This is a genomic window from Arenibacter sp. 6A1, assembly GCF_012272855.1.
In the GTDB taxonomy this organism is placed as follows: domain Bacteria; phylum Bacteroidota; class Bacteroidia; order Flavobacteriales; family Flavobacteriaceae; genus Arenibacter.
In genome coordinates this window covers 275,983-296,582 of record NZ_JAAXCQ010000002.1, presented here as the reverse complement: position 1 = coordinate 296,582, position 20,600 = coordinate 275,983, and the positions used below count along the sequence as shown (strand labels likewise).

Genomic DNA, 20,600 nt, shown 5'->3' with positions numbered 1-20,600 from the left:
AATGTGTTTAATGGACTATAGCAATTTACTCATCACCACAGAAAAGGCCGAAAAAATAGCCTTGGAAGTTTTTAATATACAAGGGAGGGCAAAACCTCTTCCTGGGGAAATAGATTTTAATTTTAAGATCGATTCTAAGGATGGAACGGCCTACATCCTTAAAGTATCACGCCCTGGGGAAGATGAAAATTATCTGGATTTTCAGCAGCGATTATTACAATACGCCGCTGAACATGGAAAGGATATTATTTCTCCTAGGGTCATTACCGATATGGAAGGGAACCCAATTTCAGAAATTACGGACGATTATGGCCAATTACGGAAAGTACGCCTATTGTCTTGGATTTCGGGTCGGGTTTGGAGCGGCGTAAATCCACAATTGGACGATTTGCGTTATAGCCTAGGAGAACATTGCGGCAGGCTTACCCAGGCCCTGCAAGGTTTTGACCATCCCGAGGCCCATCGCGAATTCGTTTGGGACGTAGCTCAAGGCGATTGGACTACTGCTCATCTACATCTTTTTGAAGGAAAAGAAAAAGAGATTGTTTCCTATTATCAAGAGCTGTTCTTAAAGGCACAACCCAGCTATTCCCAATTGAGAAAGGCCGTGGTACATAACGATGCCAACGATAATAACGTTATAGTGTCCGAAGATCTGGTGGCCCCCAAGGTGGTTTCGGCCATTGATTTTGGCGATGCCGTCCATACCCAGATCATCAATGACCTGGCCATTGCCTGCGCCTATACGATCATGCACCACAACGACCCTTTGGAAGCAGCCTTGCCTATTGTACAGGGGTACCACCAAGAATTTCCCCTAGAAGAGGGTGAGCTGGCGCATTTATATATGGCTATCGCAATGCGATTGGTGATTTCGGTGACCAAATCGGCCATCAATAAAATAGAAGAACCCGACAATACCTACCTCCTTATCAGTGAAAAACCAGCTTGGGAAGTACTACAAAAATGGCGTCTTATCAATGCCGATTTTGCCCATTTTAGTTTTAGGGAGGCCTGTGGGTATAGTGCCCATCCGAAGGAAGAGCAGTTCGCCCAATGGAGCGATAAAAATAGGGTTTCCGTGGAAAAATTGTTTCCCACTATTGGAGCCAAAGAAATTCATGGGATAGACCTCAGTGTTTCCAGTACATGGATGGGCCATGAAAAGGATTTTAACGATCTGGATTATTTTCAATACAAAATCAACAAATTACAGGGGGAACATCCTACCAGCATATTGGCTGGCGGGTATTTGGAGCCTCGTCCGATATACACAACCTCTTCCTATGATAAAATAGGGAACAAAGGCCGCGAAAGTAGGTCTATCCACTTAGGGGTCGATTTTTGGTTACCTGCGGAAACCCCCGTACACGCCTTGTTCGATGGGGAAGTAGTATGTGCCGTAAACAATGCTGGTGATAAGGAATACGGTGGCTTGGTTATTTTAAAACACCAAGTGGGCGCATTGGAATTTTATTCGCTATACGGACATTTGTCGGTAGCTACTGCGACACAACATACGATAGGTGCCCAGATAAAGGCAGGCGATGGTATAGGAACTTTGGGGAATGCCTCCGAAAATGGAAATTGGGTGCCCCACCTTCATTTTCAATTGATGCTTTCTCTTTTCGATTTTACCGATGATTATCCGGGAGTAGCTTATTTTAACCAACGTGCCGTTTGGGCAAGTATTTGTCCAGATCCCAACCTATTGTTCCAATCCAAGGCCTTGGCAGAAGATTCGAGCCTCTCCAATGACGATATCATCGCTTATAGAAAGAAACATTTGGGTAAAAGTTTAAGCCTTCAGTACAAAGTGCCTATAAAAATGGTGCGTGGGGCTGGGCAATACCTGATGGACCAATACGGAAGAAAATATCTGGATACCGTCAATAATGTGGCCCATGTGGGGCACGAACATGCGGCAGTGGTAACGGCAGGGCAGGAGCAGATGGCCCTGATCAATACCAACAGTCGCTATTTGCACGAAAATATTAACGAATTGGCCAAGGAGCTCTTAGAAACCCTACCTCCAGAATTGAGCGTGCTCCATTTTGTGAATTCGGGCAGTGAGGCCAATGAATTGGCCATACGAATGGTGAAGGCAGCAACGGGAGAGCGCGATATTATCGCCTCTGAGGTGGGCTACCATGGAAATGCCAATATGTGTATCGATATCAGCTCCTATAAGTTCGATGGAAAAGGAGGACAGGGCGCCCCGGAATACACTCATATTTTTCCGCTCCCCGATGCCTTTAGAGGGAAATACAGGGGCGATCATACCGCAGATAAATATGCCGGGGAAGTGAAAAAACAACTCGAAAAAATTCAGGCCAAAGGCCGGAATGTCGGTGCCTTTATTATAGAACCCATTATTAGCTGCGGCGGACAGATAGAATTGCCGGAAGGGTTTTTAAACCAAGCCTATCAGATCGTACGGGAGGCAGGAGGCCTTTGTATTTCCGATGAGGTACAGGTAGGTTGTGGCCGTATGGGGAAAACCTTTTGGGGCTTTCAATTACATAATGTCGTCCCTGATATTGTGACCATAGGAAAGCCGTTGGGCAATGGGCATCCGCTGGCAGCAGTAGCATGTACCCCAGAAGTGGCCGAAAAATTTGCCAACGGAATGGAGTATTTTAACACTTTTGGGGGCAATCCGGTGTCCTGTGCCATTGGGGCAGCAGTACTAAAGGTGGTAAAACGCGAAAAGCTACAAGAGAACGCCCTTAGGGTGGGCGAATTTTTAAAAGAAGAGCTGCGCCAATTGGCGGCAGAATTCCCCATTATAGGAGATGTACGGGGACAAGGACTGTTCTTGGGTATAGAACTGGTGACGGCCAATATGGAACCCTTGGGAGAACAGACCGATTATTTGGCCAACCGTATGAAAGACCATGGTATTTTAATGAGTACCGATGGTCCCGATCACAACGTGCTGAAAATTAAACCCCCGATAGTTTTTACCAAGGAAAATGCCGAAGAGCTGGTAGAATACCTGAGGAAAATTTTAGCCGAAGACTTTATGCAATTATAAGAACAAAAGCCTCCTCCCGAAAAACTGTGTCAATTAATGTGCAGGACGTAGGGAGGAGTATTCCTAGCTAAAGCAAGGAAGGGAATGATACCGTGTTGTTGAGAAAAAACACCACCCGATCTGCCGATAGAAAAAACCAAATACCAGACCAACTAAATACTTTACTGTGAAAAATATATGCCTATTACCCCTTGTTTTTATGGTGTTATGGGGCTGTAATACTACTTCCTTACCCGAAGTTCCCGAACAGACCAACCATTACAACCACAAAATTTTTGAAGAAAATAAATTACCGCCACATGCCAGTTTCTTTGGAACGGAAGCTTTAGGGATAAGGACCAAAGAAGCCTCCAAAAGGTTTATGAGCCTCAATGGCGAATGGGCCTTTCATTTTGTGAAGGACCCCAAAGAGCGGCCAACCAGGTTTCAGCACATGGAGTATGATGCTCGTGAATGGAACAGCATTCCGGTCCCTGCCAATTGGGAAGTAGAAGGCTACGACCATCCTATTTATTTGGACGAAAGATATCCGTTTACAACCAGCTGGCCCGATGCCCCTACCGATTATAATCCGGTTGGAACCTACAGAAAAGAGGTGACGCTGACCAAAGAATTGTTGTCGGAAGCGGTTATTCTACATTTTGCCGCTGCAAAATCGGCCATGTATTTATACGTCAACGGACAATATGTCGGCTATTCCCAAGGAAGTAAAACACCGGCCGAATTTGATATTTCTTCCTATTTAAAGGAGGGTAAAAATTTAATCGCCATGCAGATGTTCCGTTGGAGCGATGCCAGCTATTTAGAAAGTCAGGATATGTTGCGCATGAGCGGTATAGAACGAGATGTCTACCTTTACACCAGGCCAAAGGTATACGTAGCCGATTATTATGCCTATACCAATTTGGACGATGCCTATAGGGATGGAGTTTTTAAAGGTACGGTCAGCATTGATAACACCACTCCAGAAACGGTCTCCAGGAATGTAACCGTAACCCTTAAGGATGGTGAGAATACTGTGTATACTGAAACCAAAACCATTCAAATTCCAGGAAATAATAGTCACGACTACCTGTGCACCACCCAAGTACCACAAGTAAAACAATGGTCGGCAGAAATCCCCAATTTATATACTTTGCAAATTGCATTGGAAGATGAACAAGAGGCGAAAAACAACCAGTATATTACTGTTCATACCGGGTTTAAAAGGATAGAAATTAAAAATAGCCAGGTATTGGTCAATGGGAAGGCGATCTATTTTAAAGGAGTAGATAGACATGAGACCGATCCAAAAACCGGTCACGTGGTCTCTAGGGAGTCTATGGAAAAAGATATCCAATTAATGAAACAAAATAACATTAATGCGGTGCGTAGTTCGCACTATCCCAATGACCCTTATTGGTTAGAATTATGCGATACCTACGGACTTTATGTGGTTGATGAGGCCAATATAGAAAGTCACCCCTTGGCTATAGACGAAAAGACCCAGATAGGGAATGAAATGAGTTGGTTGCCGGCACATATGATGCGGACACAACGAATGTATTATAGAGATAGAAACCACCCTTCTATTTATTCCTGGTCTTTGGGGAACGAAGCCGGGGAGGGCGAAATTTTTAGAACTACCTATAAGTGGTTAAAGGAAAAGGACGATAATAGAATTGTACAGTACGAACCAGCGGGAAAAGAAGATTATACAGATCTGTATTGCCCTATGTACCCTAAGCCCGAGTATTTGATAGAACATGGGGAGTCCGATTCCGATAAGCCTTCCATAATGATTGAATATGCCCATGCCATGGGGAATTCTGTGGGCAACTTACAGGATTACTGGGATATTATAGAAAAATACCCTAACCTCCAAGGAGGCTATATCTGGGATTGGGTAGACCAAAGTCTGGAGTATATTGATGAAGAAGGGAAGCCCTATTTTGCCTATGGACACGATTTTCATCCAGACTTGCCAACCGATGGGAATTTCTTAAACAATGGCTTGGTAGATCCATATCGGAATCCACACCCACACCTGACCGAGGTAAAGAAGGTATATGAGCCTGCGCAATTTTACTATTTGGGCAATGGGGAAATACAACTGGAAAACAAAAATTTCTTTGCCGATTTTTCAGATAAAAGTATCTCATGGCAACTTTTGGCCGATGGGGTTGCCGTAGCTCAGGAGAGTGGGATTAGGGTAAAGGTATTGCCTCAAGAAAAAACAAAATTTAAAATAAACAAACTCCCTAAGACTTGGGATAAAGACAAAGAATATATTCTAGAACTGCAATTGGTTCAGGAAACGGCGACGCCTTTGGTGCCGCAAGGGCACGAGGTGGCCTGGGATCAGTTTGTAGTTCAAAAGGGAAAAACAAGTCTTCCTATATCGGAGGGTGGCAAGCCGCTTTCGGTAACAGCGACCGAGGCAGAAATAAGCCTTACCAACGATTTAGTGAACCTAACCATTGATGCCAAAACGGGCGAAATTAAAAATTGGCGCTATAAGGGAAGCTCAGTGACCAGGCACCCAATCCGCCCTAACTTTTGGCGTCCTCCTACGGATAACGATTTGGGGAACGATATGCACCGTTGGGCGAAAGTATGGCAAGATGCTACCTATCAGTATACCGCTACCCTGATGCATGCCCCTAAGGAATCGGAAAATGGAATAGCCTTTACCGTGGCCTACCGATTGCCCAAAAAAGTAGCCGAAGTAGTCGTAAAATATGAACTACAAGCTAGTGGTGTCTTGACCGTTGATTATACCTTTACCCCTAAGCAACAAGCGTTGCCCAATATTCCTAGAATAGGGATGTATATGACCCTATCCGACGATTTTGATAGCATGGCCTGGTATGGAAACGGACCCGAAGAAAGTTATTGGGACCGAAAAACAGGGGTTAAAAAAGGGCGGTATTCAGCAAAAATAAAAGATAGTTTTCACCTCTATCTACGCCCACAGGAAACAGGAAATAAAACAGAGGTAGAAAGCATAAGCCTTTCTTCGCCCAATATTACTTTAACGGCGGTAGGAAATGCTACTGTTTTAAATAGCAGTGCCTGGCCGTTTGGGATGGCGGAACTCGATTTTAATATTGGTGACGGAGCCGAATCGGCTTCGGGATTGGTACCAGTGACCAAAAACCACGGAGCAGATATCAAAATTGGAGAAACCGTACAATGGAATATAGACTATCTGCAAATGGGCGTGGGAGGTGATAATTCTTGGGGTGCTTTGCCGCATCCGGAATATACCATTACGCCCAAAGTATATCGGTATTCCTTTAGTATTTTACCACAAAAGAAATAAGGATACTGTTTTCATTTGAATAGCAAACCATAAAGGGTGCTTTCTTAGGTCTTACCAGGCCAGAGAAGGCATCCTTTTTAATGGTATGTTTTGCCAAATCTGTTATAGGCTAGAAAGCCAACCTATCCATTGGTTGGTCCAGCTAGCGAGGTGAGCATTGCCTAGACCTAAGGCAAAACCGTGACCGCCGGTTGGATAGATATGCATTTCTGCGGGGATATTATATTTTCTAAGAGCCGTATAAAAGAGCAGGCTATTTTCTACGGGCACCGCGGTATCGTCACTGGCATGTACTAAAAAGGTAGGCGGAGTTTCCTTGTTTACCTGCAATTCATTAGAAAAATGGTCTATCTGGGCTTGATTTGGGGTTTTTCCCAACAAAGCTGTTTTTGATCCCTGGTGGGTATGGGCCGTGGCCATGCTGATCACCGGATAAATTAAGGCCATAAAGTTTGGTCGCGCACTAAACAGATCCACAGCATCTGTTTTTGCATATACCTCTTCATTATAATGTGTACCCAAGGTAGCGGCTAAATGACCGCCTGCGGAAAACCCCATAATGCCAATATTGTTTTCGTTTATATTCCATTCCTTGGCCATGGAGCGCACCAAGCGCATAGCACGTTGCGCATCTTGGAGGGGTACCTTATGCCTTTCCGTAATTGATTTCGAATTGGGTAAACGGTATTTTACGACAATGCCGGCAATACCCTTGGAGTTTAAAAGTTTTGCAAAATCGGTTCCTTCCCAATCATAGGCCAAAATTTGATAGCCTCCTCCCGGGAAAATTAATACCGCCTGTCCTGTGGCTATTTTTTTGGCGGGGAGATATACCTCTATCGTTGGATTTTGGACTTTGGAGATCCTGATAATATCCTGGTTTAAGACTTCTTCAACTTCATCGGTTTTTATGGTATTGGGAATGTCATTGGGCCATATGGGCAAAATAGTGGTTTGGGAGTAATGGTACATGGAACAGAAAAAGGTTAAAAGGAAAACAATTGATTTCATAATATCGTATCCAAGGTTCAGACTGTTAAAGATAAAAATTATGGTGTAGACAGATTGGAGTTTAAATAAAAATTTCCTAGAGCTTCTGAATTCCGGATAGTTAGATTAATTGAGGTGTTTCTTTAATATAGTGTGCAGTACCATATTAAATTAAAGGATTTGCTGTATCTTAATAGGTATGGAATTAAATAGGGCACTTTTTTCCACTTCATTCCCTTTAACGACACTGTAAAAACCTTAACAAAATAGAATATGAAAATTGTAATCCTATCCCAAAATCCCAACCTGTACTCTACCAAACGGCTTGTGGAGGCAGGCGAAAAAAAAGGGCATGAAATGTTGGTCGTAGATCATGGGAAATGTGATCTTGTGATTGAAAAAAAGAAGCCTGGACTTATTTATAAGGGAGCCGAAATTAAGGATGTAAATGGGGTGATTCCCCGTATTGGTGCTTCCATTACTTTTTATGGAACGGCAGTGGTTCGGCAATTTGAGATGATGAAGGTTTTTACGGCTGTGGAATCGCAAGCGCTGGTCCGTTCCCGCGATAAATTGCGCAGTCTTCAGATATTGTCCAGGGCAGGCCTGGATTTGCCAAAAACGGTGTTCAGTAATTACTCTAGGGAAGTGGCTACGATTATTGATAGTGCGGGGGGCGCACCAGTAGTCATAAAACTGTTGGAAGGTACCCAAGGTCTTGGGGTGGTCCTAGCGGACAATAGGAATTCTGCCGAGTCTATCCTGGAAGCTTTTAATGGGTTAAAGGCCAGGGTAATAGTCCAGGAATTTATCAAAGAGGCCAAAGGGGCCGATATTAGGGCGTTTGTGATAGATGGCGTCGTAGTAGGGGCCATGAAGCGGCAAGGAAAGGAAGGAGAATTTAGATCTAATCTTCACCGTGGGGGGTCTGCCAATATCATAGAACTTACCGATGAGGAAGAGAATGCTGCCATAAAAGCCGCACGGGTAATGGGGCTAGGAGTAGCCGGTGTAGATATGCTACAATCTGCTAGGGGGCCATTGATTTTAGAAGTAAATTCGTCCCCCGGTTTAGAAGGAATAGAAGCCGCGACCGGAAAAGATATAGCAGGGCTTATGATAAAATATGTGGAAAGACATGCCGAATAATAAATTTGAATTGTTGGGGCAAACCGTGTTGCCCGGGAAAGGTATATTGCTGAATTTGGATATTGCCAAATTGCATACAGGAACCAAAATTGAAGTTCCCATTATCGTACAACGCGGAAAAAAACCGGGACCCGTTCTATTGCTAACGGGCGGTATTCATGGGAATGAAGTGAACGGGGTAGAGATTGTGCGCCAATTGATTTCCAAGAAATACAACCGGCCGCAATGCGGAACGGTCATTTGTATGCCAGTGGTCAATATTTTCGGTTTCCTAAACCAAACTAGGCAGTTCCCCGATGGACGAGACCTCAATAGGGTATTTCCCGGGAGTGCCCGTGGTTCTTTGGCCAGTAGGTTTGCCTATCATATCATGAAAGAAATTGCTCCTGTGGTCGATTACTGTATCGATTACCATACGGGAGCGGAAAGCCGTTTTAATGCCCCCCAGACTAGGATAAATAAGGACGATGCAGAGAGTATGGAACTGGCAAAGGTATTTGGATCGCCTTTTGTAATGCTGGCAAATACTAGAGAAAAGTCGTTTCGGGAAGCCCTGGCCAAAATGGGGAAAAAAGTGCTGCTTTTTGAAGGCGGGAAATCTTTGGATATTAATAATGGAGTTACACAAAGCGGAATCGCAGGGGCCCTTAGGGTAATGGACCATTTGGGGATGCGAGATTTTGCCCAGGAGCTTGGCCAAATGGAGGCAAAGGCAAAAAACCCGGTGACCATTAACAAGTCACAATGGGTAAGGGCAAAATATTCTGGCATGTTCCACCCCTATATTGCCTTGGGAAGTGAGGTAAAAAAAGGCGATCTTTTAGGGAGTGTGTCCGACCCTTTTGGCAACTTTGAGCGCAGTATAAAAGCAGTACACGACGGTCATATTATATGTATAAATCAATCTCCCATCGTTAATCAGGGCGATGCCATTTTTCATATTTCCCAAGAATAAAAGATTAACTACGACCGGAAAAGTCTTGGAAATCTGGAAACAACTTGGTGAATTTTTCGGGAAGTGTTTTGGTAAAGGTCATTTTTTCTTGGGTAAACGGATGTGTAAAAGTTAAGGAATACGCATGCAGGTACAGGCCTTTTCCGTGAAGTATCAAAGGTTTTGTGCCATATTCCTTATCTCCCAAAATAGGGTTGTTCAGGGAGGCCAAATGTTTCCTTAATTGGTGTCTTCTTCCTGTTTTTGGCGATAATCTTACCAAATTCAACCACTGAAACCTTTCCGAAGGCACTGTTTTTAGGACTTCATAAGCAGAGATCGCCATTTTATCGTCTACAGGGCTATTTATAGTTCCCTGGGCCGGCATGGCGCCAATAGCTACCGCAAAATAAGTTTTGGCAATGGTTTTGTGTTCAAATAGTTTATGCAGGGCGGTAAGGGCGGCGTTCGTTTTTCCTATAAGTAAAAGCCCTGTGGTAGGGTAATCTAATCGATGTGCCGGTCGGGGCGAAATCTTATCTTCTTGGGTGCTGCTGTGTAGGTTTTGCGCCAAGGCATTGGCCACGGTAATAAATTTATTTCCACTGGTTAAAATACCCGCTGGTTTATAAATCACGGCCAAATAATCGTCCTGGTACACTACTTCTAAGGGGAAAATCAGGGATTTTTTAGGGGCGATGCTGGGAGGTTCCCTAAAGATGATGACCTCATGGCCGTATAAATAAGTTGCAGTGGTCGCAATTTTCCCATCCACGGATATCAGTTCTTTTTTTAGGGCCTTTTTTAAGGCCGATTTGGTGGGGATCTTGCTGAAAATCCCTGCCCCATAGTCCTGTAAACGTATGGGTTTTTCTTGCAAGGGCACGCTATGGGTTTCTGTGGGCAACATGGCTTAAAGTTTAAAATACTCCTTTATAAACCGCCATTTTTGGTAATGTGTTCTGGGAAATCAACCAAGGTCTAAAAAAGATTAGGGTGGACAAGGTACCACAAATAAGGCGTTTGCGAAGCTAATTGCCCCATTTTTATACAAGAAGCGGTTAAGTAAGAGAGGATTCTTTCCCTAGGAATTGTATTTGGGCGTTCCGGCTAGGGCCGTCAGGCTTTCCGCTGCAAGTCCTCGTATTGCTAGGGCAATACTGTGGGCTTTTCACTGCAATCCTTAACGCAAAATAGCCGTTTAAAAGGGGGTTGGTCGGTATATAGGGGAATTTTTGGGATAGTGTTTTTTCCGGAACCGGATTACCGGGCTAATGGCGCATTGGTCCTCTATGAAGAAATCATTACTAGTTGTTTATTGTTCACGGAATACTGCGTTAGGGACCGCGGCGGCATCCCCGCAGCATGGCAAGGGATATAGCCAAGGGCCCGCCCGACGAAGGAGGGAACGCCCAAATAATTATGATGAGGGCTAAAGGAATGAGGAGTAGGGGCAAGTTGATTGTGGTGCCCAAAATTTTGCAGAAAAAGGGTACGGATCGGTACTAATTGATCATAAAAAAACCCGGAAAACTAGTATTTTCCGGGTTTAAAAAAAACTAACTCAACATTTTTAAAAAAGTTTACTAAAAACAACATCTTATTTCCGCGTAAACTCTATATAACTGTAACAATATAAGGAAACAGTATATTAAAACACTTAACTCGAATGCAAGATATGGGCTTGTTAGATGCTACGCTACCAAAAAACTACCTATTATTGATATGATTTTTGCTCTTTCTCTGAAAAAGTGTTAAAATTTTATTTTAACCTTGGGTTTTAATTCTTTTAAGTGTGATTTTGTAGGTGATAAAGCTCTTTTATTTAGAAGATTGAAATTGGTGTGGGGTTGGTCCTTCCTGACCGCCTTGTCATAGTGTTTTATAGAAAATATGAATTAGGTGGTTTTGAGAACGAATTTGGTCATAGTCCCATGAAAGCTATTGCCCGTAAAACTTACATTTTCCGTAGGTTTTACCAAAATGTCATAATTTAATGGCAGGTAAAATATTCCTACCATAAGTAAACCATCCATTGTTCAGATCTCCGTTACACTCCTCTGTCAAAATTATTTTTAATTCTTTGGCTTTTTGTTCATTCCCTATGATAATATTACTTTCTTCCTTATAATCATTCGGCAGAAAATATAATTGAAAAATGTCCTTAGCAGCAATGTAACGAAGTTTCCAACCGTCATGTGTTACAATTGCCGGTCCTAAGAATGAAGAATAAACCACATATTCCTTTGTTTGTCCTTGTTGGCCCAGCAATTCTGGCAGATAAGAAACACCATCTTTGCCTTCTAGAGAATTATAATCTAAGAGCTCGGCCATGGTGGCCATAAAGTCATAATTTGCTACTAAGGAGTTGGAGGTAGTTCCGGGTTGAATTTTCCCAGGCCATCGCACTAGTAAGGGCACTCGGACACCACCCTCCCAATTACTTCTTTTAATTCCTGCCATGCCATCGTTTCCATCAAATATATCACCTCCTATTTCACTATAAAATTTAGTGTCTATATCGTCAAAAAATTCACCGGTCGTCATATTTCTAACTGGCTTAAGAATCCTGCCTTCTTGGGAATAGTATATTTCATGACCGTTATCGGAAGTAAATACTACTATGGTATTATCATCAATACCCAATGTCTTTAATTCATTCATAATAATGCCAACATGGTCATCCAACATTTTAACCATAGAGGCATATTCTTTTTCAATTTGTGTCAGTCTCTCATCGTTCACAAATTCCTTATGAACTTCAGGAATGGCAACAGGGCCATGTGGCAATTGGGTGGGGTGATAGAGGAAAAAAGGACGGTCTTTATTTTCATTAATAAAACCAATTATTTTTTCTAGAAACAGATTTTGGGAATAGACCGATTTTCCCTCCATATTCCAACGTTCATTATAGGTTTCTGCTGTTTCGAGCTCCCTACTTTTTCCGCTATTGGTCCTTGTATTTCCTTCTATTTCTATCAACTTTCCATTTTCAAATAGGAATGGAGGATAGAAGCCATGGCACCTCTGATGATCTAAATATCCGTAATAATAATCCCAGCCATGTCTTTTCATTTGCTTGTCAGTAACCGAGAATCCCCACTCGAGCTTTCCGATTTCGGCTGTTGTATATCCTTTGTTTTTGAAAATTTCGGCCAAAAAAACCTCATTTGAAGCAGTTTCACCTAATTGGTTGTTTAATTTTAATGCTATTTCCTCCTGATCCATTTTTCCGGTGGAAATATTTGCATACGCATTCCCTGATGTTATTTTCCATCGATCTCCGTGTACATCATGATAGCCTGTAATAAGGCTAGCTCTTGCAGGAGCGCATAGCATAGCCCCGTAGGCATTTTCAAAACGCATGCCTTCTTTTGCCAAATTATCAATGTTTGGGGTCTTAATGATTTTTTGACCTTCATGAGAAAGCAACCCTCTACCAAGATCATCTGCATATATAAGGATCACATTGGGTTTGTTCTGTTCTTTGATCTTTTGGCCAAAGCAACTGGTAGTTGCTAAAATAAATAGGAAGACTACTGTTTTAATTTTAAAATCCATCAGTAATGTTTTTTTTAAATTAGTTGGGGTTGGTTAACTATTATGAACACGATACAATTTATTCGTCAATAGGGTTTAATGCTTTATTCTTATTTTAATCCAAAGGTTGCAGTTCCCCGTCCAGTAGCTGTGGTTTCCCAGAAAGCAGCTTTATGTCGACCGTTTTTTCTTGATACCTGATCGTAACAGTTTGGTCGAAGGCCGATTTTAAAACGATGCGTTTTAATTTCTTTTGGTTCCATTCGATATCGACTACAATGCCACCCCTTGCTTTTAATCCGCTCATCTTACCGGTGTCCCAAGTTTTCGGAAGGGCTGGGAGGATATTGATTTCTCCGGCATGCGATTGCAACAGCATTTCTGCCATTCCGGCGGTTGCTCCCATATTACCATCTAACTGAAAAGGCGGGTGGGTAGATAGTAGGTTGGTGTAAACACCGCCACCGTCCATCATATTGACGCCATCGTTATGAACAAGCTGTAGTGCTCTCCTTAATAATTTATAAGACCTATCGCCGTCGAATAAACGTGCCCAAAAATTGATTTTCCATCCTATAGACCATCCTGTACCATCATCGCCGCGAGCATCCAAGGATACTCTGGCAGCATCGATCAGGGCTGGGGTTTCTATCTTATTTATCTGGTTCCCCGGGTACAATGCGTATAAATGGGAAACATGGCGATGTTTGTTGTTAGGATCGTCAACATCTTCTTTCCATTCCTGTAATTGTCCCCATTGGCCAATTTTTAATGGCAATAAGCTTCCTTTCGCAGCGATTAGTTGTTCTTTAAAATCCTTGTCTTGCCCTAGGACATCGATGGCTTGGATACAATTATTAAAAATATCCCAGGCTATTTCAATATCCATATAAGCCCCAGTAGAGATACCACCGTGTTCTGGCGAGTAGGAGGGAGAAGAAACTAATTTCCCTTCGGAATCCTTGGTCAAATAATCTAACCAAAAAAGAGCGGCCTCTTTCATTATAGGATAGCCTTTTTCTTTTAAATAGGCTTTGTCTCCGGTAAATTCGTAGTGCTCCCATACATGTCGGCCGTACCATGCTGCACCACCCGGGAAAAAGCCCCAAGGGAAGCTCCACCCAGGAGCGGTAAACCCGAAGGGATTATTCATAGTATTGACAATCCACCCCCTAGTATTGAAAAAATCTTTTGCCGATTGACGGCCGGGGGCTCTTAATTTGTCTATGTATTCTATAAGCGGTTCGTGACTTTCCGATAGGTTGGTGATCTCTGCAGGCCAATAGATCATTTGGATATTGATATTGGCGTGGTAATCGCTGCTCCAAGGCGGATTTGTCTTGTTATTCCACTTTCCCTGTAAATTGGCAGGCATAGTACCTGGTCGGGAACTGCTGATAAGAAGATACCGCCCGTACTGAAAATAAAGCGTCTCCAAGGAAGGGTCTTCCTTGCCCTCAGCATAAGCATTTAGCCTGTCATTGGTCGGAATATGGGAATTGTTTTCCCCTTCCAAAGAAAAATTAACCCTAGAAAACAAATTGGAAAAATCTTGGATGTGTTTTTCTAGTAACTGCTTGTAATTTGATTTTTTTACCGAGCTTATCGTTTTTTTATTCAAAGCCTTATAATCTCTGCCCGTATAGTTGGGGTACTCGTTTTTATAATCGGTAGCCGCGGTGAGGTATAGGGTGAGGGTTTTTGCCGATTTCACCAATATTTCACCATTGTCATAAGATAGTTTTTTTCCATCAGATTCAATCAACATGCGACTCTCTAATCCCATTCCGTTGTTTGTTAATTGGCCAAACATAATAAGTTGGTTGTTTTTAAATACCGACTTTATATTCTGGTGCGGGGTCGTTTGGCGCACGATATAGTCGATTCCCTCGGGGCTATTATTTTCAAAACGGAACACTAAAGTACGGTTGGGATAGCTGGCAAAATATTCACGTTTATGTTGTATACCATCTATGGAATAGTTTACGCTGGCTACGGCTTTGGAAATGTCCAGTTCCCTTGTGTAATTCGTAGGTTCCCCCTGCTGTACAGGCTTTACAAAAACATCGCCAAATGGTTGGTATGCACCATACCCTTCTAAAACATCATTTCCTTTATCTTCTTTAATGATACCGGTAAGTTCCTTATTGGCCAGTTGGTGGGCTTCCTTATATTTTCCTTCATTGAGCAACCTTCTTATCTCGGGCAAGTGTTTATAGGCATTTTCCCTATTGCCCCCTTTATAGTCGGCCCATTCGCCTTTTCCTCCGGTCCAAAGCGTTTCCTCGTTAAACTGAATATGTTCTTCTTCTATGCCTCCAAAAATCATGGCGCCCATATAACCGTTGCCAATAGGCAAGGCTTCCATCATCCAAGATTTGGCAGGCTCTTGGTACCAAAGTTTTAACTCTTCTCCCTTTTGCGCGAGTAGGCTGGAAGAAGTGAAAAGAAATATTCCGATAAGAGCACCGAAATAAATAGGTTTTAATTTGTTCATTTTTGTTGCTAGTTTATTGTTGCGTTTTTGGGTTATTGCTAGGAATGAGGGGGTAGCTGAGTTTATTATGTACTATTTAATATGTAAGGGACTAGGGTGTTTTTACAATTATAATATTAACTTTTGAATAAAAACCAGAAACGTATGAGGTTCCTGGTTTTTTATAAATACTCTCCTTAAAAGATTAATTAGAAAGGATATTATGTTTGATGACTTAGTAGTCTGGATTTTGCTCCAATATTCCTTGACTTTTATCAATTTCAGATTGAGGCAAAGGCCAGTGATAGAAACGCTCTTCAAAAGTATATTCCAATATTCCATCGGATACATTGTTCAAAACCGTTTCTGCAATTCTCCACCTTTTGAGGTCGTAGTAGCGCAATCCCTCAAATGCTAATTCAATTCTACGTTCGTGGCGTATGGCCTCGCGCATCATTTCCTTAGATAAACCTATAAGGAAGGGCATTTCTACTCGCCCACGAACGGCATTAATAGCATCGTAGACTGATTGATCTGGACCTACAAGTTCATTTTGTGCCTCTGCATACATTAATAATATATCCGCATATCTCAATAAAACCCAGTCTTGTTGACTTTGGGTAGAATATCCATAGGGCATAAGTCCAGGGCTAAGGAATTTTTTTACTCCAAAGCCGGTGGGCAGGCCGTTGGAAGGAGAATGAATATTGCCATCAAAGTTTACTTCATCGGCATATATTGTTTTGTCTAGCCTAGGGTCTAATGGGTCAAAGGCATCAACTAAATTCTGTAAGGGGCTGATTACTACCCAATCTCCATACCATTGATCCATAGCCGTAGAATTGTCCGGTGCCAAAAACTTGATGGAAAAGATAATTTCTGGATTTCCTTCTTGGGTTCCATCTTTAAAGACATCTTCAAAATTTGGGCTTAACTCGTAACCGGATCCCATTATTTCCAATGCTAGGTCCCTCGCTTGGGCCATTATTCCTGAATCAACCGTTCCGTTGTCCCCATATGCCGCAAATAGGAGTACCCTTAGTTTTAATGCTTGTGCGGATGACTTCACCACATGTCCGCCGTTGTCGGCATATACTTCAGAAGATAGATTAATGATAGCGGTATCAAGATCGGCCAATGTATGTTCAAAAACCTCATTTGCAGAAGCTTTGGGCTGTATTTGGTTTTCTAGGTTTAACGATTCGGTTACAATAGGGACTGAACCGTAATTGGAGTACAATTGAAAATAATAGAAGCCACGCATAAACATTGCCTCACCTTTATATTTTGATTTGGTTACGGCATCTATTTCATCACCTTCAAAATCATTAAGTTGATTGAGGAAAATGTTAACACGCGCAATACCCTTGTAACTGCTATTGTAAATATCAGAAATATAGCCGCCCGAAGTTGGGGAGATGTTTCCTTGAACAATAGCTTGGCTTCCCCAATAATTATGCTGTCCATAGCCGTTGTCGGTTAGTACATCCCAATTAGGGGCACCCACAGAGAACATAGCATTTTGTAACTCCCCGTATATTGCGGTAAGTGCCATATCAAAATCCTGTTTGGATTTCCAAAATTCGCCACTGGATAATTTATCCAAGGGGTTTTTGTCCAATGCTTCCTTTTCACATCCTACAAAACCGACACATATGACGCCTAGTAAAATTGGTAAAATATATCTTTTCATTTTTTTGGTTTTAAAATTGAATATTAAGGCCTAGAGAATATATTTTGTTCTGTGGGTAGCTTACAAAACGACCACTTTCTCCTCTTTCAGGATCAAGGCCTGGATACTTGGTAAAAGTCAATAGGTTGTCTCCTGAAACATAAACTCTTAATTTTTTAAGCTTTACTTTCTCTAGCATGGAGTTTGGCAGGTTGTACCCTAATGAAATATTCTTTAACCTTAAGTAAGAGGCATCCTGTAGAAAATAACTTGAAGTCCTCCTGATTTTATCAGGAGCATTAAATCCCCAATATATTTTGGGCATTGTAGTGGATGGGTTATCATCCGTCCATCTATCTCTCCAATCAGTTGTCGGAGGCGCCCCTTGTACAAAGGGTATGGTTCCCCAATCACGAACATAAATACTTCTTCCCTCTACGCCTTGAAAAAATAGTGAGATATCAAAATTCTTCCAATTGGCATTAAAATTCATAGCATATTCGAATTCGGGATATTGTCCGTCCATATAAGTACGGTCCTCATCGTTTATGATATTGTCTCCGTTTTGATCTTTGTATATAAGATCTCCAGGCCCAGTATTATCATTAAATTGCTTGGGTGCAACATCCACTTCAGCCTGAGTTTGGAAAATACCTGTCCATTCCAGCATATAAAAAGTGTCCCATGAGCGTCCTTCTTCCTTAACTGTGTTGCCGCCAATTTCGCGTTCCCCAAATTCAGTTAGTTCATTCTTGAAGCGGTCGATAGTGAACCCTAGATTGTATCTAAGGCCTTCAAACGCACCTGAATGGACATTGTTGTTGTATTGTAAATTGAGCTCGACACCTGTGTTCTGCATAGTTCCATTGTTTATTATTGGAGCGTCCAAACCTATGAGTCCGGTTACCTGGGATCCCCTTAGAATATCCGAGGTTGTTTTTCTATACCAGTCAAAGGTGAGGGAAAAGCCATCAAAAGCACTAAGATCTAAGCCGATGTCGGTAATTTTAGTAGTTTCCCAAGTAATGTTTTGGTTTGATAAAGCTGTTTGCGCTGCCCCGGAGGATAAATTGGCATTGTCAAAGGAATAATTTCCAGTGAGGCCAAGGATATCCTGATAAGGATAATTACCAATATTCTGATTGCCTAACTCTCCATAAGATCCCCTTATCTTCAGGCTGTTGAGCCAGTCCGTTGACACATTTTTCATAAAAGATTCTTCCGATACTCTCCAGGCTCCGGAGACTGAAGGGAAAGTTCCCCATCGGTGATCTTCATGTAATCTAGAGGTTCCATCGTGGCGGATATTCATCTCAACCAGATACCTATCCTTAAAATTATAACCTAAACGACCAAAAAAAGATTTTAATGCCCATTCATAAGTAGATCCGTTGGCATTTTGAACGGCCAAGCTACCAGCATCTAATTCCCTTAGGTTATTGCCAGCATAATCTCGTCTATAACCGCGCAGATATTCTTCTTTATTGGATTCCTCGCTGTAACCCACTTGGGCTGTCAGGCTATGCCCTTCACTTATCTCATCCTCAAATTTTAGATATGTAAAAATATTGGTGAATATGTTTTGTCCATTATTAACTTGAAGTCCTCTTCCACCAACGTCCAAATCTGTTGCAAACTCTCCGGTACGGTAGTTGTAAAGTGGTACTGATGGCCGCCAATCTTTCCATTTTTCAAAATCTCCAACGATTGCGGCCTTGGAGTACCAGTTAACTGATTTAGTTAGATTGATGTCTGCCCAACCTTGTAAATTAACAGAATAATCAGTTATCGTTCTTAGAACTTCATTTTCAACTATGGCCAAAGGATTTTTATTATTTGATTCAAAATCATATGCCTTGTAGGAATAACGCCCATCAGGTAATTTTGGCAAATAGGTTGGGGCTTGTGACATGGTTGATAGAAACATATCACTGGATCCTTGTCTTGGTCTTGATAGGTCGCCCTTTTTTAAAGCTACGTTTGCGCCTATTTTTATAAAGTCGTTGATTTGGGAACCTAGATTTAAACGGGCATTGAACTTCTTATAATCAAAACCTTTCATTACACCTGGTTGATCCACATAGCTAAGAGATAATTTGTAGTGGGTATCTTCTTTACCACCGCTTATTCCGATATTGTGGGATTGCACAAAAGCCGGATTGAACATAATATCTAACCAATTGGTGTTTGGATAAAGTGTTCGGTCCGTAGCATTTCTGTAAAGATCTATTTCGGATTGTGGATAAAGTCCCGTAGTAATTCCGGTGTTATTTTTTGCTTCGTTCCACAATTCCATATATTCTGCAGAATTGCTTATAACATCAAAAAGTTTTGTGGGAGTATGTATGGCAGTATTGAGATTATACTCCACGGTGAACTCTCCTGCTCTACCAGATTTTGTGGTAACCAAGATTACGCCATTTGCAGCTCTGGAACCGTAAATGGATGCGGAGGCAGCATCTTTTAGGACCGAAATATTATCGATATCATTAGGATCTAGATCACCTAAATTTCCATCCACACCATCGATCAAAACCAATGGATTGGAGCCGGCATTACTAAATGTTCCCTGACCTCTTATTCGTATGGATAGGCCTTCGTTTCCTGGTTCCCCCGTATTTTGGACTATTCTTAAACCAGCAACTTGTCCCTGTAGCATGGAGGCAGCGTTTGTTACTGGTCTTTTGGTCAGGGTTTCCCCATCTACTGTTGCTACAGATCCGGTTAGGTTAACTTTTTTCTGTGTCCCGAATCCTACTACCACCACCTCTTCCAATCCGGCAGCACTTTCTTTCAAGGCAATTTGAATTCTGGTCTTTCCGTTAATTGGTATTTCTGTGGTTGCATAGCCAATGTAAGAAACGACCAGTATACTATTGCTGTTGGCAACTGTAATAGAAAAATTCCCGTCAAAGTCGGCCGTAACCCCATTGGTGGTTCCTTTTTCTACAATATTCGCCCCTGGTAAAGGGATACCGTCCATATCAGTAATATTACCGCTAACAGAATGTTGTACAACTTCTAAAACTTCCTTAGTGTAGGATTCTTTTTGTTTTCCGTTTTTTAGAATAATCTGCTTGTTCTTAACCGAAAAATAAATATCGGTATCGGCGAACATAGCTTTTAAAATGGAGGAAATTTGCTTTTTATCGGCATTGACAGAAACTTTTCTTTGTAGGTCTACCTTTTCATGATTGTACAGAAACCTAAAATCAGATAAGGATTCTATTTTTTGAAAGACCTGTTCTACGGTAGCATCATTAAGATGTATTGAGATTTTTGTGTTCTGGGCGTAGGTATTAGCCTGAATTTGAAACAAAGAAACTAAGAGTAAAAGGGTAGTGAGTTTCATCGCTAAGTTTTTTTGGCGCAGCCAATCGGCATCGAGAGGCCTGCCCAAGTTGAAATTTTTCATAAATTTGTAAAAGTTTGGTGATTAAATAATTGATTTGTTTACATCACTTTATTACGCCGGGAAATGGGCCAACATTTTCCGGC

At 41.9% G+C, this 20,600-nt stretch carries 10 protein-coding genes; 4 read left to right on the top strand and 6 right to left on the bottom strand.

Annotated features, from left to right (window positions below):
* The first annotated feature begins 10 nt into the window (after nt 1–10).
* Together HCG49_RS02695 and HCG49_RS02690 are read left to right on the top strand one after the other, a co-directional pair.
* On the top strand, nt 11–3,037 hold the full coding sequence (locus tag HCG49_RS02695) for an aminotransferase class III-fold pyridoxal phosphate-dependent enzyme (RefSeq protein ID WP_168468016.1): 3,027 nt from the start codon (nt 11–13) through the stop codon (nt 3,035–3,037).
* A 166-nt stretch (nt 3,038–3,203) separates the two neighbouring features.
* Nucleotides 3,204–6,341: a glycoside hydrolase family 2 TIM barrel-domain containing protein gene (locus HCG49_RS02690; RefSeq protein ID WP_317167443.1), complete on the top strand. Its 3,138-nt coding sequence runs from the start codon at nt 3,204–3,206 to the stop codon at nt 6,339–6,341.
* A 102-nt stretch (nt 6,342–6,443) separates the two neighbouring features.
* Here HCG49_RS02690 and HCG49_RS02685 read toward each other — a convergent pair whose 3' ends face one another.
* On the bottom strand, nt 6,444–7,352 hold the full coding sequence (locus tag HCG49_RS02685; RefSeq protein ID WP_168468015.1) for an alpha/beta hydrolase: 909 nt from the start codon (nt 7,350–7,352) through the stop codon (nt 6,444–6,446).
* A gap of 252 nt (nt 7,353–7,604) precedes the next feature.
* Here HCG49_RS02685 and rimK point away from each other — a divergent pair, with 252 nt between their 5' ends.
* Both rimK and HCG49_RS02675 read left to right on the top strand, forming a co-directional pair.
* Nucleotides 7,605–8,480 carry a 30S ribosomal protein S6--L-glutamate ligase gene (rimK, locus tag HCG49_RS02680; RefSeq protein WP_168468014.1) on the top strand — a complete coding sequence of 292 codons (876 nt, stop codon included), beginning with the start codon at nt 7,605–7,607 and terminating at the stop codon, nt 8,478–8,480.
* Nucleotides 8,470–9,435, top strand: coding sequence for a succinylglutamate desuccinylase/aspartoacylase family protein (locus HCG49_RS02675; RefSeq protein WP_168468013.1), 966 nt, complete (start codon nt 8,470–8,472; stop codon nt 9,433–9,435). Before rimK ends, HCG49_RS02675 begins: the two co-directional genes overlap by 11 nt.
* Nucleotides 9,436–9,439: 4 nt before the next feature.
* Here the strand turns inward: HCG49_RS02675 and HCG49_RS02670 are convergent, their stop codons facing one another.
* From HCG49_RS02670 to HCG49_RS02650, 5 genes are all read right to left on the bottom strand, one after another.
* A complete protein-coding gene (locus tag HCG49_RS02670) occupies nt 9,440–10,324 on the bottom strand; it encodes an RluA family pseudouridine synthase (RefSeq protein ID WP_168468012.1) in 885 nt (294 codons plus the stop codon).
* A gap of 1,076 nt (nt 10,325–11,400) precedes the next feature.
* A complete protein-coding gene (locus HCG49_RS02665; protein ID WP_168468011.1) occupies nt 11,401–12,975 on the bottom strand; it encodes an arylsulfatase in 1,575 nt (524 codons plus the stop codon).
* 94 nt (nt 12,976–13,069) lie between these two features.
* Nucleotides 13,070–15,451: a glycosyl hydrolase family 95 catalytic domain-containing protein gene (locus HCG49_RS02660; protein WP_168468010.1), complete on the bottom strand. Its 2,382-nt coding sequence runs from the start codon at nt 15,449–15,451 to the stop codon at nt 13,070–13,072.
* Nucleotides 15,452–15,665: 214 nt separating this feature from the next.
* Nucleotides 15,666–17,123 carry a RagB/SusD family nutrient uptake outer membrane protein gene (locus HCG49_RS02655; protein WP_168468009.1) on the bottom strand — a complete coding sequence of 486 codons (1,458 nt, stop codon included), beginning with the start codon at nt 17,121–17,123 and terminating at the stop codon, nt 15,666–15,668.
* Nucleotides 17,124–17,133: 10 nt separating this feature from the next.
* On the bottom strand, nt 17,134–20,517 hold the full coding sequence (locus HCG49_RS02650) for a TonB-dependent receptor (protein WP_240938615.1): 3,384 nt from the start codon (nt 20,515–20,517) through the stop codon (nt 17,134–17,136).
* Nucleotides 20,518–20,600: the final 83 nt, after the last annotated feature.

Coding starts and splice junctions, on each gene's coding strand:
- HCG49_RS02695 (WP_168468016.1), top strand. CDS start 11: ATGGACTATAGCAATTTACTCATCACCACAGAAAAGGCCGAAAAAATA.
- HCG49_RS02685 (WP_168468015.1), bottom strand. CDS start 7,352: ATGAAATCAATTGTTTTCCTTTTAACCTTTTTCTGTTCCATGTACCAT.
- rimK (WP_168468014.1), top strand. CDS start 7,605: ATGAAAATTGTAATCCTATCCCAAAATCCCAACCTGTACTCTACCAAA.
- HCG49_RS02675 (WP_168468013.1), top strand. CDS start 8,470: ATGCCGAATAATAAATTTGAATTGTTGGGGCAAACCGTGTTGCCCGGG.
- HCG49_RS02670 (WP_168468012.1), bottom strand. CDS start 10,324: ATGTTGCCCACAGAAACCCATAGCGTGCCCTTGCAAGAAAAACCCATA.
- HCG49_RS02665 (WP_168468011.1), bottom strand. CDS start 12,975: ATGGATTTTAAAATTAAAACAGTAGTCTTCCTATTTATTTTAGCAACT.
- HCG49_RS02660 (WP_168468010.1), bottom strand. CDS start 15,451: ATGAACAAATTAAAACCTATTTATTTCGGTGCTCTTATCGGAATATTT.
- HCG49_RS02655 (WP_168468009.1), bottom strand. CDS start 17,123: ATGAAAAGATATATTTTACCAATTTTACTAGGCGTCATATGTGTCGGT.
- HCG49_RS02650 (WP_240938615.1), bottom strand. CDS start 20,517: ATGAAAAATTTCAACTTGGGCAGGCCTCTCGATGCCGATTGGCTGCGC.